We start from the raw sequence: 16072 nt of genomic DNA, 5'->3' as shown, positions 1-16072 counted from the left end.
TTATACGCACTGATCGAAGATGGCGAAACCTCCCCGCTGTGGAAGGTTTCGCCGTCGCAGAACGAATACGATTTCCAGTCATGATGCGCCAGGCATCCTCGATGCCGACGTCTGAATTTTCACAAGCCAGAATGATCAAATCTCCGCAGTCGCGGCATCGCATGCGCGCGACGTGTCTGGCGGTCGCCTTTAGCCTGATACTGGGCGCATGCGCCAGTCGAACGCCCACGCAGCGTCCGGCTCAACCCACTCCGCAGACGACCGCCCTCGATGTTCCGTCCACGCCCATCGGCTTCTATCGTGCGACGACCGGCGATACCCTTGCTTCCATCGCGGCCGCCTATGGTCGTGACGCGACTGCGATCGCAGACTGGAACGAACTCTCAGCCATCGCTGCACTGACGCCTGGCCAACTGCTGCGCGTCGGTCCGCCATCGGCATCGCCGGCCGTCGCCGGCAGTCCCACGCAGCAGACTCCGAACGCAACGCCCTGCCGCCCCGATGCGCTGGCGTGGCCAATCAAGGGACCCGTTCTGAAGCGCTTCGGCTCCGATGGGACGAAATCCATCATCATCGGCGGCAAGACGGGAGACACGATCCGTGCTGCGCAAAGTGGCAGGGTCGTCTACGTCGGAAATCAGATCGCCGGCTACGGCAGACTTGTGATTCTGAAACATAACAGCCGCTCCCTCACCGCTTATGGCCACAACCAGAGCATTCTCGTGAAAGAAGGCAATGACGTCAGCAAAGGGCAGCCGATCGCGATCATGGGCGATCAATCAGGGGGGCAGGCCTCGCTGCTGTTCGAGCTGAGACTGGATCGCCAGCCTGTGGATCCGCTGCCGTATCTGTTCGACTGCGCTTCATGACCTGGCGTGCACCAGTCAAAACCGCGCGACGTCGATGATCGCATCGGCGAAGGCGCGCGGCGCTTCCTGAGGCAGGTTATGCCCCACGCCGCCGCCGATATTCCGATGCTGATATCGACCCGTGAACTTCTTCGCGTAGGCGGAAGGCTCGGGATGCGGCGCGCCGTTCGCGTCGCCTTCCATCGTGATGGTCGGCACGGCGATCGTCGGCGCGGTGGCAAGGCGCGCTTCGAGCGCGTCGAACTGCGGCTCGCCCTGGGCCAGCCCGAGCCGCCAGCGATAGTTGTGAATCACGATGGCGACGTGATCCGGATTGTCGAACGATGCGGCCGAGCGATCATACGTCGCGTCGTCGAAGCGCCATTGCGGCGATGCGAGACGCCAGATCAGCTTGTTGAACTCGTGGCGATTCGCTTCATAGCCCGCGCGGCCACGCTCGGTAGCGAAGTAGAACTGATACCACCACGCGAGTTCGGCCTTGGGCGGCAGCGGCGTCTCGTTGGCCTTCTGGCTGCCGATGAGATAGCCGCTCACCGACACCATCGCCTTGCAGCGCTCCGGCCACAACGCCGCGATGATATTGACCGTCCGCGCGCCCCAGTCGAAGCCGCCCAGAATCGCCTTGTCGATCTTCAGCGCGTCCATCATGTCGATGATGTCGCGTGCGATCACCGCCTGCTGTCCGTTGCGCGGCGTGTCGGCGGAGAGAATGCGCGTCCCGCCGTAGCCGCGCAGATACGGCACGATGACGCGATAGCCCGCCGCTGCGAGCATCGGCGCGACTTCGGCGAAGCTGTGGATGTCGTACGGCCAGCCGTGCACGAGGATCACGACCGGCCCGTTCGACGGCCCCGCTTGCGCGTACCCGATGCTGAGCGTCGCGGTCTCGACGTGCCTGAGGTCCGCAAACGAAGCGGGAAGCGTGGCGGCGCCGCGCGTCGCGCCTGCCGTCTGCGCATCCGCAAGGCCGCTCAGGCCGAGTTCGAGCAGGCCGATGCCGGCAACGGTGGTGCCCAGCAAACGGCGGCGGCGAAGATTGATCGTGTCCGACATGGTGGTATCCCCTTGTTATGCAACGTTGGCTTGGGGACATTAGAACCGGTGGACGTATCTCGCTGATGTCGAATGCGCGCGCCGGTGAATCGCAATGTATCGGCGCACGGCGTGGATACACTGCGATACAAACGAGCGCGTTTCAGCCGCGCGGCTCGGCCCGCTTGAGTCTGCCGCTGTAATAGCGCTCGCGTGAAGCGCGGATTGCGCTGTCGAAGTCCGGCTCCGTCGCGAGATGCTTGTGATCCACGCTGACGAGCCATCCTTGCGCCGAGCGACACCAGCGGATGCGTCCTTCTTCGTAGAGTTCGGAGAACCAGCGCCAGAGCGTGGCATCGTCCCTGTCGGCGAGTTTGGCCGCGTCGCTCCGAAGCTTGTTGTCGATGATCGCCAGCATGGTCGTCGTCCTCAGGTCACTTCGACGCCGCGCGCCCCAGTTCGATATAGCGCGCGAGATGATGATCTTCATCGCCCAATTGATGGTCGATCATCACGAGCCGCTTCGCGTAATGAGAAAGTGGTAGCTCCCAAGTCATGCCGATGCCGCCATGCAGCTGGATAGACTCTTCCGCGACGCGCGCGCCGATACGCCCGATCGAAACCTTCGCCGCCGACAACGCACGCTCGCGCGCGACACCCGCTTCGCCGACCGCCGCCGCCGCATTGATCGCAGCGGAGCGCGCCTGCTCGATTTCGAGCAGAACATCGGCCATGCGATGCTGCAGCGCCTGAAACGCGCCGATGGGCACGCCGAACTGCTTGCGCGTGCGCAGATACTCGAGCGTATGCTCCTTCGCGACATCCATCGCGCCGACCGCTTCGGAGGCGAGCGCGACGAGCCCGTAACCGATCGCATGCGTCAGTGTCGCGTATCCATCGCCTTCGTTGCCGACGAGCGCATCGACGGCGAGCGTGACGTCATCGAGCGACACCTCGGCCACGCGTCCGCCATCGATCTTGCGATGATCGCGCACGCTCACGCCTTGCGCATCGCGCGGCACCACGAAAAGCGAAATACCAGCCGTGTCGTATTCGCCGCCCGACGTGCGCGCCGACACGAGCAGCACGTCCGCATGCCCGGCCTGCTGCACCACGCCTTTCGCGCCGTTCAGCTTCCAGCCGTCGCCGTGGCGCGTGGCGCGCGTGCTCACGCGCGCAAGCTCGTAGTGCGAGCCGGGTTCGTCGTGCGCGAACGACGCGATCGCGGCGCCGTCGATCATCTTCGCGATGATCGCGCGCTGCGTGTCATTGCCCGCATGCGCGAGCGCGCGCCCGACGATCAGCGCATCGAGAAACGGCTCGACGACGAGCCCACGCCCGAGCGCCTCGAACACGACAGCGACATCGAAGCCATCGCCGCCGAAGCCGCCAGCCGCTTCGTCGAAGAACGCGCCGACGATGCCGAGCTCGCAGAACCGTTGCCACATGTCGCGGCTAAAACCTTCATCCGAGCGCGCGATCCTGTCCCGCGCCTCGAACCCGTATTGCTCGACGACGAAGCGGTTCAGCGAGTCCGCGAGCATGCGCCGGTCGTCCGTGTGCTGGAAGTTCATCGTGCGAATCCTTTAAAGGCCGAGCATCATCTTCGCGATGATGTTCTTCTGAATCTCGTTGGAGCCACCGAAGATCGACAGCTTGCGATTGTTGAAGTACTGCGACGCCGCGTTCGACGCCTCGGCGTCGCTGTCGTCGTCGAAGAAGGGCTGCGCATATGGGCCCATCGCGCGACGCATCAGCGACGAGATTTCCTGGCGAATCTCCGTGCCGCGAATCTTCAGCATCGAGCTTTCCGCGCCCGGCGCGCCGCCGCCCGCAACCGCCGCGAGCACACGCAGATTCGTCGTCTTCATGTTCTCCAGATCGATCTCGACACGCGCGAGCCGCGCCGCGAACAAGGGATCGTCGATGAGCGCGCGGCCATTGCACTGCGCCTTGCTCGCCGCCGCTTTCAGACGGCCCAGCGCCGCGACGGAAAAGCCCACGCCGGCGATGTTCGTGCGCTCGTAGGTCAGCAGATACTTCGCATAGGTCCAGCCCTTGTTCTCCTCGCCGACGAGATTCGCAACGGGCACGCGCACATCGGTGAAGAACACTTCGTTGACTTCGTGTTCGCCATCGAGCGTGATGATCGGCCGCACTTCGACGCCGGGCGTGTTCATGTCGATCAACAGAAAGCTGATGCCTTCCTGCTTGCGCGCATCCTGCGACGTGCGAACGAGACAGAAGATCATGTTCGCGTATTGAGCGAGCGTGGTCCACGTCTTCTGACCATTGACGATGTAATGCTCCTCACCGTTCTCCATCGCGCGCACGGCCGTCGTGCGTACCGACGCGAGATCGGAGCCCGCGCCCGGTTCCGAATAGCCCTGGCACCACCAGTCGGTGCCGTCGAGAATGCGCGGCAGCCAGTGACGTTTCTGCGCCTCGCTGCCGTATTTGATGAGCACCGGCCCGAGCATGTTTACGCCGAAGGGCACGATGCGCGGCGCGCCTGCAATCGCGCATTCGTTCTCGAAGATGAACTTCTGCACCGCGCTCCAGCCAGGACCACCGTATTGCTGCGGCCAGTGATTCGCGAGCCAGCCTTTTGCATTGAGAATGCCGTGCCATTGCGCCATGTCGTCGCGCGTGAGGTGCTCGCCGGTGCGCGCCTTGTGCGCGATGCGTTCCGGCAGTGACGTGCGCACAAAGTCCAGCACGTCGGCGCGAAACGCCTCTTCGTCTGCGGTGAATTTCAGATCCATGATTGCTGTTCCGTATGAGTTCGACGAAGGCCTCAGGCCGACTGGTTCAGGCTCGCGAAGTTCGTGCCGCGTTCGACGAGATCGACGAGCAGCGGCGACGCGCGCCAGAAGAGCGGATCGTCCTTCGCGAATTCGCGGATATCGGCGAACACGTTCGCCAGGCCGATGCTATCCGCGTAATGCATCGGGCCGCCGCGATAGCGCGGAAAGCCGAAGCCGTGCATCAGCGTGGCATCGACATCGAGCGGGCGCTGCGCGGTGCCTTCGTGCACGATATTCGCGCCTTCGTTGATCATCGCGGCCAGGTAGCGGCGCACGATCTGCTCGTCGCTGAATGCGCGCGGGCTCACGCCCGCACGCTTGCGTTCGGCATCGATGATCGACTCGACTTCCGCATCGGGCTTGCCCACGCGCGCGCCGTCTTCGTATCGATAGAAGCCGCGCCCCGTCTTCTGGCCGAACCAGCCGCGCTCGCACAATTCGTCGCCGATTCGCACGTAGCGCGCGTTCGGATCGCGCGACGGGGCGCGGCGTTTGCGCGCCGCCCAGCCGATATCGGCGCCCGCGAGATCGATCACCTGATACGGTCCCATCGGAAAGCCGAAGTCGCGCACGGCCTGATCGATCTGATACGGCGACGCGCCGTCTTCCATCAGATGATCCGCCGCCGCGCGATACACGGCGAGCATGCGGTTGCCGATGAAGCCGTCGCACACGCCCGCGCGCACCGCGACCTTCTTCAGCTTCTTCGCCAGCTCGAAACCGGTCGCGACGGCATCGGCGGCAACGCGCGCGGGCACGACCACTTCGAGCAGCTTCATGATGTTCGCCGGCGAAAAGAAGTGCAGCCCGAGCACATCTTGCGGACGCGAGATGCTTGCCGCGATCTCGTCGATGTCGAGATACGACGTGTTGGTCGCGATCACCGCGCCCGGCTTGCACACGCGATCGAGTTGCGCGAACACCGCCTTCTTCACCGCCATGTCCTCGAAGACCGCTTCGATGACGAGATCGGCGTCGGCGAGCGCGTCGTAGGTCGTGTCGCCGTGGAAATTTGCCAGCGCCTGCGCCTTGCCTTCGAGCGTGAGGCGGCCCTTCGCGATAAGACCGTCGTAGACCTTTTCGACGTGCGCGCGGCCGCGTTCGAGCGATGCGTCGTCGCGTTCGATCATCGTCACCGCGAGGCCCGCGTCGAGCAGCGCGACGGCGATGCCCGCGCCCATCGTCCCGCCGCCGATCACGCCGATCAGGCGAAGCGCGCGCGCCTGCGCGTCACGCGTTTCAGGCGACTTCTGCGCCTCGCGCTCGGCGAAGAACGCATGCACGAGTCCCGCGCGCTGCGGACTTTCACGGCATTCGAGAAACTGTTCACGCTCGAAGCGCAGCCCTTCGTCGAACGGGAGATTCAACGCCGCTTCCACGCAGTCGACGATCTTCAGCGGCGACAGCAAACCGCGCGATTTCTTCTGCGTATCCGCGCGCGCGGCGGCGATCGCGGCCGCGCTGGCTTCCTTGTCCGCGAGACCGCGCGCGTTTCGCGTGCGGCGCGGCGCGGCGTGCGTCGCGATCAGTTCGTGTGCATAGGCGAGTCCTTCGGCGAACACGTCATCGCTCTGGCCGACGCGATCGACGAGACCGAGCCGCAGCGCGTCCTCCGCGCCGACATGACGCCCGCTCAGCATCAGCGACAACGCGGCCTGCGCGCCGATCAGACGCGCCGAGCGCTGCGTGCCGCCCGCGCCGGGTAACAGGCCCAGTTGCACTTCGGGCAGACCGAGCTTCGCGCCAACGACCGCGATCCGGTAATGCGACGCCAGCGCGACCTCCAGCCCGCCGCCGAGCGCCGCGCCGTGAATCGCCGCGACGACCGGCTTCGCGCACGCCTCGATGCGGTTGCACGCCTCGGGCAGCGACGGCGGCACCGCGGGCTTGCCGAACTCGCGGATATCCGCGCCCGCGATGAAGTTGCGCCCCGCTCCGACGATCAGGACCGCGCGCACCGACGGGTTGGCGTCGGCGGTTTCGATCGCGTCGATCAGGCCGCGCCGCACGGCGGCATTGAGCGCGTTGACGGGAGCGTGATCGATTGTCACGACGAGGACGCTGCCACGCAATGCGTGTTGAACAGCGATGGTTTCCGGCGCGCTCGAAAGCGTCATGAAGGAAGTCTCCTGATCCGATTCTTGCAGTTTGGCGTGCAAGCATTCTCGCGGGGAAAGGCATCCTTGACAATTACAGCGACCGTTGACAGACTGTCAAATCGCATTTGACAATCGAGATTGCTGTGGATGTCAACGAACTCACGCTTCTGGTCGAAATCCTCGATGCGGGCAATCTGAGCGAAGCGGCGCGCCGCCTCAAGATGAGCCGCGCCAATGTCAGCTATCACCTGAATCAGCTCGAAAAGTCGGTCGGTTTGCAGCTCGTGCGGCGGACCACGCGCCGCGTCGAGCCGACGGAACTCGGCCTCAAGCTCTACGAGCACGGCCGCTCGATCCAGAACGCGCTGCTGGCGGCGCAGGAATCGGTGTCGACGCTCGGGCAGCGGCTGCAGGGACGCGTGCGGCTATCGGTGCCGAGCGGTTACGGGCAACTCGTGATGTCGGAATGGCTGATCGCGTTCAAGCGCGAGTATCCGGATATCGTGCTCGACGTGATGTTCGAAAATCGCGTGGAAGACCTGATGCGCGATGAAGTCGATATCGCCGTGCGCGTGATGCCCGAGCCGCCGCCGAGCCTCGTCGCGCGCGACATGGGGCCGGTGCGGTATGTCGCGTGCGCGTCGTCGGCGTATGCCGGGGAGCACGGCATGCCGACGCGGCTCGAAGAACTGCGCGTCGCGCCGGTGATCACCGCGACGGTGGTCGGCAAGCAGACGCGCGTCGCCGCCTATCTCGACGACGAACGTCATGAGGTGATGCTGGAGCCGAGCCTGATCTCGGAGAATTTTCTGTTTCTGCGCGAGGCGATTCTCGCGGGGCTGGGCGTCGGGATCGTGCCGGATTACGTCGTGATGGAAGACATGCGGCGCGGTGAGGTCGTCACGGCGCTCGATGAATGGCGGCTCAGCATCTTCGGCACGCATATGTACATGCTGTACATGCCGAATCGGCACCACACGCGCGCGACGCTGGCGTTCATCGAGTTCATGCTGGATCGCGCGCAGAAGGCGGGGCGCGGGCGGCGTTGAAGGGGCGTGCGCCGTCAGTATCCGCCGAAGAGTCGATCTCGCGCGTCAGCAATCAGGCCACGGAATTCACCAAGCGATCCGATCCTTTTGCCAAGCACACCGGCCGGAACGGCGGCCATCGCTGGCGTGTCCAGAAAACAGTCTTCGCCGTCGATCACGAAGCTCGGGAGCAGATCGGATGGCGCGCCCGTGTAGCCCAGAAGGTTCGAACGCCGTAGGGGAATCACCACGCGAGTCGGCAGACTGCCGACATGATCGCTTTGTACATCGACCACGTAGGGTGTGCTGTTTCGCGAATCTTCGTTGGGGTTGAGATAGAGGTCAAAACGAGCCATCAGAACGTCCGATATTTCGCCAAAGGCAGGCCTTCCCGCTCCACCATCGCGGTGTAGGCCTTTACGAGTTCGGCGTTTTGCTCGGCCCACTGGCGGGCCTCGACTTCCTGAACCTCTTCACGCAACCCGCGTTCGCTCGCACGCGAAACATTGACGTTGAGTTCCCTGGCGCGCTCCAGCAGATCCGACGGCAGAGAAACGTTGGTTGGCTTGCGTGTGACTTTGGCGCCTCTCTCGGGCTGGACTGTCGACTGAAGGTCCGCGCGCGTAACGAAAGCGTGGGCCATGTGCATCCCCTATGTGCATAAACAATGTTCATAGTATCGCACACAGACGACTGCTTGCGTCACCCGCCCCGCCCCCGCTCCGCGAACCAGATCGCCACCGACATCCCCACGACGCCCGCGAGTTGCACGCCGCTCAGACGCTGATCGAAATACAGCCAGTCGATGACGATGGCCACCGCCGGATAGACGAACTGGAACACCGCGACGCGCGCCGTATCGAGTCGCGCCATGCCGATATACATCAGCGTGTACGCGAGGCCGGTGTGGATCAGCCCGAGCCCCGCGAGCCACGCCCACGAGATGCCCCACGCGGGCCAGCCCTGCTGCATCGGCCAGACCCACAGGAGCAGCGTGCCGACCGCGCATTGCCACCACGCGAGCGTGCCGGCGGGCAGTTCGCGCAAGCGTTTCGCGATGATGGTCACGCACGCCATGCACAGCGACCCCGCCAGACACGCGGCGACGCCGATCCAGTAGCCCGGTTCGAGCGAGCCGCTTGCGCTGTGCTCGACGATGCCCGTTGCCATGACGAGTCCGATCATCGCGACCGATACCGCCGCGATGCGCTGCCCGCCGATCGCCTCCTTCAGCAGGCACGATGCGAGCACCAGCACCCACATCGGCTGAACATGGAACAGCACGATGGCCACGCCCGCCGAAATGCGCTCGACCGCGCTGAAGAACAGCGACCAGCTCAAGACCATCAGCACGCTGGCGGCGAGCACCCACGAAGCCGTCTCGCGCGTCAGGCGCAGAAACCGCGTTTGCCCACGCAGCACGACCCAGACGCTCATCCCCAGCAAGCCGAATGCACAGCGGAACCACGTCGCCGTCAAGGGATCGGCTTTGGCTTCGTGCAGAAAAATGCCGATCGTGCCGAGCAGCGCGCAGCCGAGAAGAAAGGGCCAGGCGCCTGCCGCGCGGTGTGTTTGCGCGCGCACCGCGAAGCGCGATGCCGTCCGAGGCGATGTCGGGTTCGTATTCATGGACGCAGTGTGTGCCGCGGCTGGTCGAACGAAAAGCGCATAATTCGAACACTATCCATTCGATTATCGAAAGCATCTTCCTGGACTGATGAAACGACACGATCTGCAAACGGACTGGCTCAAGTGCTTCGTCGCGGTCGTCGACGCGGGTTCGCTGTCTAGCGCGGCGGGCGAAGTGCATCGCTCGCAATCGGCGGTGAGCATGCAGTTGAAGAAGCTCGAAAGCGCGCTGGGACTGCGGCTCATCGAGCGCGGCTCGCGCACGCTGGAACTCACGCACGACGGGCAGACGCTGCTCGGCTACGCACGCCGCATTCTGGATCTGCATGCGGAAGCCCAGGTTGCGCTGCAAGGCGAGCAACTCACCGGCCGCGTGAGGCTCGGCGTGCCGGACGACTACGCGGCGAAGTATCTGACGCCCGTGCTCAAACGCTTCGCGCCGCGCCATAGCGGCGTCGAGATCGAACTGATCTGCGAGCAGTCGACATCGCTCATCCCGCGGGTTGCGAACGGCGAACTCGATATCGCGCTCGTGTCGCGCGACCATGGCCGACGCGGCACGCTGCTGTTCCATGAACCGCTGGTGTGGGTGGGCGCGGCGCAATTCGAGCTATGGCGGCGCGATCCGTTGCCGATCGCCGTCTACGAAAGCGCGAGCCTCGCGCGGCGCGGTGCGATCAATTCGCTCGCGCAGCAAGGACGCCGCTACAAGGTGGTCTACAACAGTTCGAGTCTGGCCGGTCAGATCGCCGCCGTCGAAAGCGGTCTGGCCGTCGCGGCGCTGACGCAATGCAGCGCGCCGGGACATCTGCGGATTCTGGGCAGCGACGAAGGCCTCGGGCCGCTCGAACCGATGGAAGTGGCAGTGTATCGAAGCCGCGACTCGCGCGGCTCGAAAGCCGTGGATAGCCTGCACAGCCTGCTCGTGAAGACGCTCAGGCAATCGGCCTCAGTCTGAGCGCCGATGTGACGCAATGCCTTCCATCTCGACGAGCAGATCGGCGCGGCAGATATCCACTTGCAGATAGCGGATGCTCGCATCCGGATGAAACGCGGCTCGCGCCAGTTTCGTCACGGCAGGCAGATCCGCCGCATGCCGGTAGTACACCTTGATCTGGTCGAGATCGCGCAGTGTATAACCGCCGTCCACGCCTTGCGCTTCGAGATTATCCGCGCCGATCAGATGCGCGATGTTGCCGATCGCGACGCTCCACTGCCGTTCGAGATCGCCCTCGTGCATCGTCTCGTGTCCGAGAATGCTGGCCGTGCCTGATACGAACAGCGTGTCGCCCAGCAGCGTGCCGCGCGCGAAACTCGGCGACTTCGGACCGTAACGCTGCGGGTACTCATACGCGGGCGTCTGACGCGAATTCTCGATGTGCCGCAGCGCGCCGTCGCGGCACGCGAGAAAGTAGAAGCCGACGCCCTCGCCCCACGTGCCGATGCCCGTCGCCGCCGGCATGCCCGATGCGTGCGCGTAATCCTGTTCGAATGCGACGGCGCGGCCACGGCAGAAATCGCGATACACCTCCAGCCCTTCCCCATTTTCGCCATTGATATGGGGAATGAAGTTCCACATGCGAAAGATCTTCGGAAAGTTCAGTTCGCTGACGAGCGCGAAGGCATCGGTGTAGGCCTGGCGCGTGGCCTCGGTGTATCGGCCGGACAACGGGATGAAGCCGGCGCAAAAGAGGAATGTGTCGTCGTGAGCGAACACCAGATCGTTGACGGTACCGCTGCGGACCGGCCCGGCGCTGCGCCAGATTTCGGCGAAGCCTTCGCGCGCGTCGTCGGCCATCCTGAGAGGCAGCGTCGGCACGCCGTTCTCGATGCCCGGCCGGCCGCTCGTCGCGCCGAAGACGATGCGCGCGAGTGCACCGTCGCCGGATGGCGCGTCGAGCCCGGCGAAGCGCGATTCGATCATGCCTCGTCACCGAAGAGGTCGGCGGTGCCCACGCTCTCGTCCCGCACCGGCAGCGCGCCGCTGCGGACCTGTTCGAGCACGTCGGCCGGCAGCCACGTCTCTTCCAGTGCGCCGATGCCGTTCTCGATCATCTGCTGAAGAAAGAACGATTGCTTGCGTCCCGTCACCTCTGCCAATAGTCGCAGCCGTTGCTCGAATTGTGGATCGACCCGCACTGCGACCACCTTCAACTTGTTTTCGGCGGTCCTTCTCACTGCATGCTCCTGTCACGTTCGTTGCGCGCCGCGAGCGGGCGCGCGCATGCGGTGCTTATACCATACGCGTCCGGCACGTTCGCACCTACGCAGCTATTCAAAGCATCGATTCATTCAAAAGCATCCGTGAAATGATCGGTTTGCGATGCCAGCCTGCGCGACGAAGATGATCCTTTTTCTTCCCCACGACGCCGCTGGAGCAGGCGCTCCCCGTCGATGTCGCCTACACAGGATTCTCGCCCATGTCCCGCTTCGTGTCTCCCGCGCAATTGCGCACGCTCATCGCTCAACGTTCCGAACTCGCCGTGCTCGATGTCCGCGAGGAAGGCGTGTCGGCGCGAAGGCGGCTGTTCTATTCGTCGGTCGCGCCGGTCGGACGGCTCGGGCTCGTGATCGCGCGGCTCGTGCCGAGGCGCGGCACGCCCATCGTGCTCGTCGACACGCACGGCGAGCACACGCCGCGCGCCGCCGCCCTGCTCGCGCGCTGGGGCTATACGGATGTGTCGATACTCGAAGGCGGCGTCGACGGCTGGGAGAACTCGGGCTTCGAGGTCTTCAGCGGCACCAACGTGCCCGGCAAGGCCTTCGGCGAAGTGATCGAACACGAACTGCATACGCCCAACATCGACGCCGAGACACTGAAGGCGCACCAGGACGCGGGCGACGATCTCGTCGTGCTCGACTCGCGTCCTTTCGGCGAATTCAACACGATGAACATTCCCGGCGGCATCGACTGCGCGGGCGTGGAGCTCGTCTATCGCGCGCTCGCGGCGGCGCCGTCGCCCGAGACGCTGATCGTCGTGAATTGCGCGGGCCGCACGCGCAGCATCCTCGGCGCGCAGTCGCTCATCAATGCGGGCGTGCCGAATCCGGTCGCGGCGCTGACGGGCGGCTCGATGTCGTGGCTGCTCGCGGGTCTCGAACTCGAGCACGGCAACATCCGCACCGCGCCGCGTCCCGATGCGGCCACGCTCGCCGTCGCGCGCGAGCTCGCCGGGGCCGCCGCGCGCAAGGCGGGCGTGCCCGTGATCGATCGCGAGACGCTCGCCGCGCTGGAGCGCGAAAGCGGCGAGCGCACGCTGTATCGCTTCGACGTGCGCGATCCGCTCGAATACGAAGCGGGTCATCCGTCGGGCTGGCGCTCGGCGCCGGGCGGTCAGCTCGTGCAGGCGACCGACGAATACATCGGCACGCTGCACGCGCGCGTGGTGTTGCGCGACGATGACGGCGTGCGCGCCCGCATGACCGCATCGTGGCTGAAGCAGCTTGGCTATCTCGACGTGCGCGTGCTCGACGACGCCGCCAGCGCCGCGCTCACCGCCGACGCGCTCGAAGCCGGTCCCGAGCCGCTCGCCGTGCGGCCGCATGGCGCGCGCACGCGCTGGATAGAGCCGGACCAGTTGCGCGAGGCGATCGAAGCAGGCACGGCGCAGGCGATCGATATCGACAGCAGTCTCGCGTTCAGGCGCGGCCACGTGAGCGGCGCGCGCTTCATCGCCGCAAGCGAGCTGCCTGCGCGTCTGCATGACTTCGCGCGGGGCACGCAACTCGTGCTCACGTCGGAGGATGGCGTGCTCGCCAGTCTCGTCGCCGCCGAACTCGCGCAGCAGCGGCCGGAGATCGCCGCGCTGACCGGCGGCACGCGCCGCTGGAGCGCGCTCGGCCTGCCGCTCGACTCGGGCGACACGCATAACCTCACCGCCGACGACGACGCCTGGTACAGCCCCTATCACGCCGAACCGGGCCGCGTCGCCGAACAGATGAACGCGTATCTCGCATGGGAACTGCAACTCGTCGCGCAACTGGAGCGCGACGCGATCGCCTCGATCGACGTGCTCGACTTCGGCACGGCGACGGCGAAGCGCAGCCACGCGCGTCTGAGCGCGCTGAAGGAGAGCATCGTATGACAGCCGCGTTCGACGGTACCACCAGCCCCGCCGACATCCCCGGCAGCCCGCTGCATGCGGCGTTTCAGCAACCGCTGATGCTCGGCTTGTTCCTGCCGATCCAGAACGGCGGCTGGTCCATCTCGACGCTGCCGCGCGGCACCGACTGGCGCTTCGACTACAACGCGCGCCTCACGCAAAAGGCCGAGGCGCTCGGCTTCGATCTCGTGTTCGGCCTCGCGCAATGGCTCGGCAAGAACGGGCACGGCGGCGCGCTCAAGTATCGCGAGCAATCGCTCGATGCGTTCATCGCGACCAGCGCGCTCGCCGCGATCACCGAGCGCATCCTGCTGATCTCGACCGTGCACGCGCTCTATGGTCCGTGGCATCCGCTGCATCTCGCGAAGTTCGGCGCGACGCTCGATCACATCTCGGGCGGCCGCTGGGGCATCAATCTGGTGACCGGACACGTGGCGAGCGAATGGGCGATGTTCGGCCAGCCGATGATCGAGCACGACGAACGCTATGTGCGCGCGGCGGAGTTCGTCGGCGTGCTCGACACGCTCTGGCGCAGCGACGCGAACCAGCACATCAGGACGAAGCACTGGCAACTGAACGATGCGTTCGTGAGTCCGCGTCCGCGCTTTCATCGCCCTGTGCTGGTGAATGCGACGGGGTCGGCGGCGGGCATCGATTACGCCGTGCGGCATTCGGACCTCATCTTCATCACGAGCCCGGCAGGCGCGGCCTTCGATGACGCCATCGCGGCCTTGCCCGCGCATACCGCGACGATTCGCGAGAGCGCGCAACGCGTGAACCGCCGTGTCCGCACGCTGATCAATCCGACCATCGTGTGCCGGCCGACCGAGCGCGAGGCGCGCGAGTATCACGACGCGATCGTCGCGCATGCCGACGAAGGCGCGCTCGATGGCTTTGTCGGCATGCACGGCAAAAGCGATGCGAAAGCGTGGGCGCAGCACAAGCGCGAGCAGCGCATTCTCGGCGGCAACCTGCATCTGATCGGCTCGCCCGAGCGGATCGTCGAGCAGTTGCTCGCGTTGAAGCGCGCCGGATGCGACGGCGTGCAGCTCACCTTCTTCGACTTCGAACCCGATCTCGCGTATTTCGGCGATGCGGTACTGCCGCTGCTCGTCGAAGCAGGCTTGCGCGTTCCCGCATCGGACCATCAACCGCTTCTTCATACGACGTCATGAGCCACACGCGCCAACTGCATCTGAACACCAACATCACCGGCGTCGGACGCCATCCTGCCGGATGGCGCACGCTCGATAATCCGCGCTCGATCATCGATCTGAATTTCTTCAAGGAAATCGCGTCGATCGCCGAGCGCGGCAAGCTCGATGCGGTGTTTCTCTCCGATCTGCTCGCGCTGCGCAATCACGCCGAAGGGCCGTCGCAGGCGCTGGAACCGACCGTGCTGCTGACCGCGCTCGCGGGCGCGACGACGCATGTCGGCCTGATCGCCACGGCTTCGACGACCTTCAACGATCCCTTCAATCTTGCGCGGCGCTTCGCATCCGTCGACCATCTGAGCGGCGGGCGAGTTGCCTTCAACGCGGTCACTACCTACGATGCGGCCGCCGCCGCGAACTTCAGCCACGACGTGCCGCTCACGACCGACGAACGCTATGCGCGCGCGCAGGAGTTCGTCGAAGTGGTGACGAAGCTGTGGGATAGCTGGGAAGACGATGCCTTCGTCGCCGATCGAACGACCGGCCGCTATGCCGATCCATCGCGCGTGCATGCGATCGAGCATCGCGGGACTTACTTTTCGGTGCGCGGTCCGCTTACCGTGCCGCGCAGTCCGCAAGGGCGGCCGGTGCTCGTGCAGGCGGGTTCGTCCGAAGGCGGCCGCGCGCTGGCCGCACGTTTCGCCGATGCCGTGTTCACCGCGCAAACCACTTTGCCGACGGCGCAGACCTTCTATGCGGAGATGAAGGAGCGCGTGCGTCTGCATGGACGCAATCCGGATCATTTTCTGCTGCTGCCGGGTTTGTATCCGGTGATTGGCGGGACCGAGCGCGAAGCGCGCGAACGCAAGGCCGAACTCGATGCGCTGCTCGATACCGATCGCGAAGTCGCGCGTCTTGCGGGCGCGCTCGGCCTCGCGCCGGACGATCTGCATATCGATGCGGCGCTGCCTTATGAGCTGATCGGAAAGGTTGCGCGCTCGGATCTCTCGCGTGGCTTCATCGATTCGACGATTGCGCTCGCGGAAAGCGAGAACCTCACCGTGCGCGATCTGCTGGATCGCAATCCGGGCGCACATCGGATCATCGTCGGCACACCGGAGCAGATCGCCGACGATATCGCGCGCTGGTTCAACGAGCGCGGCGCGGACGGCTTCAACCTGAACGCGGATGTGTTCCCTTCCGGGCTTGCGGCGTTCGTCGATCATATCGTGCCGCTGTTGCAGAAGAAGGGCATCTTCCGGCGCGATTACGAAGGCACGACGTTGCGGGAACATCTGGGCTTGCCGCGGCCTGACAGTCAGTATGCGCGTGCGGCGCGTGCGGCGTGAGG

16 protein-coding genes are annotated in these 16072 nt (G+C 65.1%); 6 read left to right on the top strand and 10 right to left on the bottom strand.

What is annotated here, in order from left to right; all coding sequences use genetic code 11:
* Window positions 1-80: 80 nt before the first annotated feature.
* Window positions 81-869 carry a peptidoglycan DD-metalloendopeptidase family protein gene (locus tag BTHE68_RS28125; RefSeq protein ID WP_232078117.1) on the top strand — a complete coding sequence of 263 codons (789 nt, stop codon included), beginning with the start codon at window positions 81-83 and terminating at the stop codon, window positions 867-869.
* Between the two features lie 15 nt (window positions 870-884).
* Here the strand turns inward: BTHE68_RS28125 and BTHE68_RS28120 are convergent, their stop codons facing one another.
* The 5 genes from BTHE68_RS28120 to BTHE68_RS28100 all read right to left on the bottom strand — a co-directional run bounded on the left by BTHE68_RS28120 (window position 885) and on the right by BTHE68_RS28100 (window position 6825).
* Window positions 885-1922: an alpha/beta fold hydrolase gene (locus tag BTHE68_RS28120; protein WP_162069574.1), complete on the bottom strand. Its 1038-nt coding sequence runs from the start codon at window positions 1920-1922 to the stop codon at window positions 885-887.
* A gap of 142 nt (window positions 1923-2064) precedes the next feature.
* Complete coding sequence (locus tag BTHE68_RS28115; protein ID WP_225936682.1) at window positions 2065-2319, bottom strand: hypothetical protein; 255 nt, start codon at window positions 2317-2319, stop codon at window positions 2065-2067.
* 16 nt (window positions 2320-2335) lie between these two features.
* Window positions 2336-3475 carry an acyl-CoA dehydrogenase family protein gene (locus BTHE68_RS28110; RefSeq protein ID WP_162069573.1) on the bottom strand — a complete coding sequence of 380 codons (1140 nt, stop codon included), beginning with the start codon at window positions 3473-3475 and terminating at the stop codon, window positions 2336-2338.
* Between the two features lie 12 nt (window positions 3476-3487).
* Window positions 3488-4666 (bottom strand): acyl-CoA dehydrogenase family protein, encoded by a 1179-nt coding sequence (locus BTHE68_RS28105; protein WP_162069572.1) that lies wholly within the window; start codon window positions 4664-4666, stop codon window positions 3488-3490.
* Between the two features lie 32 nt (window positions 4667-4698).
* Window positions 4699-6825: a 3-hydroxyacyl-CoA dehydrogenase NAD-binding domain-containing protein gene (locus tag BTHE68_RS28100; RefSeq protein WP_162069571.1), complete on the bottom strand. Its 2127-nt coding sequence runs from the start codon at window positions 6823-6825 to the stop codon at window positions 4699-4701.
* 125 nt (window positions 6826-6950) lie between these two features.
* On the opposite strand from BTHE68_RS28100, the gene BTHE68_RS28095 reads away from it, so the two are divergent.
* A complete protein-coding gene (locus BTHE68_RS28095) occupies window positions 6951-7856 on the top strand; it encodes a LysR family transcriptional regulator (protein WP_162069570.1) in 906 nt (301 codons plus the stop codon).
* A gap of 14 nt (window positions 7857-7870) precedes the next feature.
* Here BTHE68_RS28095 and BTHE68_RS28090 read toward each other — a convergent pair whose 3' ends face one another.
* The 3 genes from BTHE68_RS28090 to BTHE68_RS28080 are packed head-to-tail and all read right to left on the bottom strand — an operon-like array spanning window position 7871 to window position 9464.
* Complete coding sequence (locus BTHE68_RS28090; protein WP_061177981.1) at window positions 7871-8191, bottom strand: CcdB family protein; 321 nt, start codon at window positions 8189-8191, stop codon at window positions 7871-7873.
* Window positions 8191-8478, bottom strand: a complete 288-nt coding sequence (locus BTHE68_RS28085) for a type II toxin-antitoxin system CcdA family antitoxin (RefSeq protein WP_162069569.1) — start codon at window positions 8476-8478, stop codon at window positions 8191-8193. Before BTHE68_RS28085 ends, BTHE68_RS28090 begins: the two co-directional genes overlap by 1 nt.
* A 59-nt stretch (window positions 8479-8537) precedes the next feature.
* Window positions 8538-9464 (bottom strand): DMT family transporter, encoded by a 927-nt coding sequence (locus BTHE68_RS28080; RefSeq protein ID WP_162069568.1) that lies wholly within the window; start codon window positions 9462-9464, stop codon window positions 8538-8540.
* A gap of 88 nt (window positions 9465-9552) precedes the next feature.
* Here BTHE68_RS28080 and BTHE68_RS28075 point away from each other — a divergent pair, with 88 nt between their 5' ends.
* Window positions 9553-10422 (top strand): LysR family transcriptional regulator, encoded by an 870-nt coding sequence (locus tag BTHE68_RS28075; protein ID WP_162069567.1) that lies wholly within the window; start codon window positions 9553-9555, stop codon window positions 10420-10422.
* Here BTHE68_RS28075 and BTHE68_RS28070 read toward each other — a convergent pair.
* Both BTHE68_RS28070 and BTHE68_RS28065 read right to left on the bottom strand, forming a co-directional pair.
* A complete protein-coding gene (locus tag BTHE68_RS28070; protein WP_162069566.1) occupies window positions 10414-11388 on the bottom strand; it encodes an FkbO/Hyg5 family chorismatase in 975 nt (324 codons plus the stop codon). The genes BTHE68_RS28075 and BTHE68_RS28070 overlap by 9 nt on opposite strands.
* Entirely contained in the window at window positions 11385-11642 is a 258-nt protein-coding gene (locus tag BTHE68_RS28065) for a YlcI/YnfO family protein (RefSeq protein ID WP_061177984.1), read from the bottom strand. Before BTHE68_RS28065 ends, BTHE68_RS28070 begins: the two co-directional genes overlap by 4 nt.
* Before the next feature lie 242 nt (window positions 11643-11884).
* Here BTHE68_RS28065 and BTHE68_RS28060 point away from each other — a divergent pair, with 242 nt between their 5' ends.
* Genes BTHE68_RS28060 through BTHE68_RS28050 form a run of 3 tightly spaced genes read left to right on the top strand, consistent with a single transcriptional unit; the run spans window position 11885 to window position 16070 of the window.
* Window positions 11885-13549, top strand: a complete 1665-nt coding sequence (locus BTHE68_RS28060) for a rhodanese-like domain-containing protein (RefSeq protein ID WP_162069565.1) — start codon at window positions 11885-11887, stop codon at window positions 13547-13549.
* A complete protein-coding gene (locus tag BTHE68_RS28055) occupies window positions 13546-14742 on the top strand; it encodes an LLM class flavin-dependent oxidoreductase (RefSeq protein WP_162069564.1) in 1197 nt (398 codons plus the stop codon). The genes BTHE68_RS28060 and BTHE68_RS28055 overlap by 4 nt, the downstream gene beginning before the upstream one ends.
* Entirely contained in the window at window positions 14739-16070 is a 1332-nt protein-coding gene (locus BTHE68_RS28050) for an LLM class flavin-dependent oxidoreductase (RefSeq protein WP_162069563.1), read from the top strand. Before BTHE68_RS28055 ends, BTHE68_RS28050 begins: the two co-directional genes overlap by 4 nt.
* The last annotated feature ends 2 nt before the right edge of the window (window positions 16071-16072 follow it).

This window comes from Burkholderia sp. THE68 (assembly GCF_009938265.1).
GTDB lineage: Bacteria > Pseudomonadota > Gammaproteobacteria > Burkholderiales > Burkholderiaceae > Caballeronia.
Note: the sequence above shows the minus strand (reverse complement) of the source record. Positions and strands in the feature narration are given on the sequence as shown.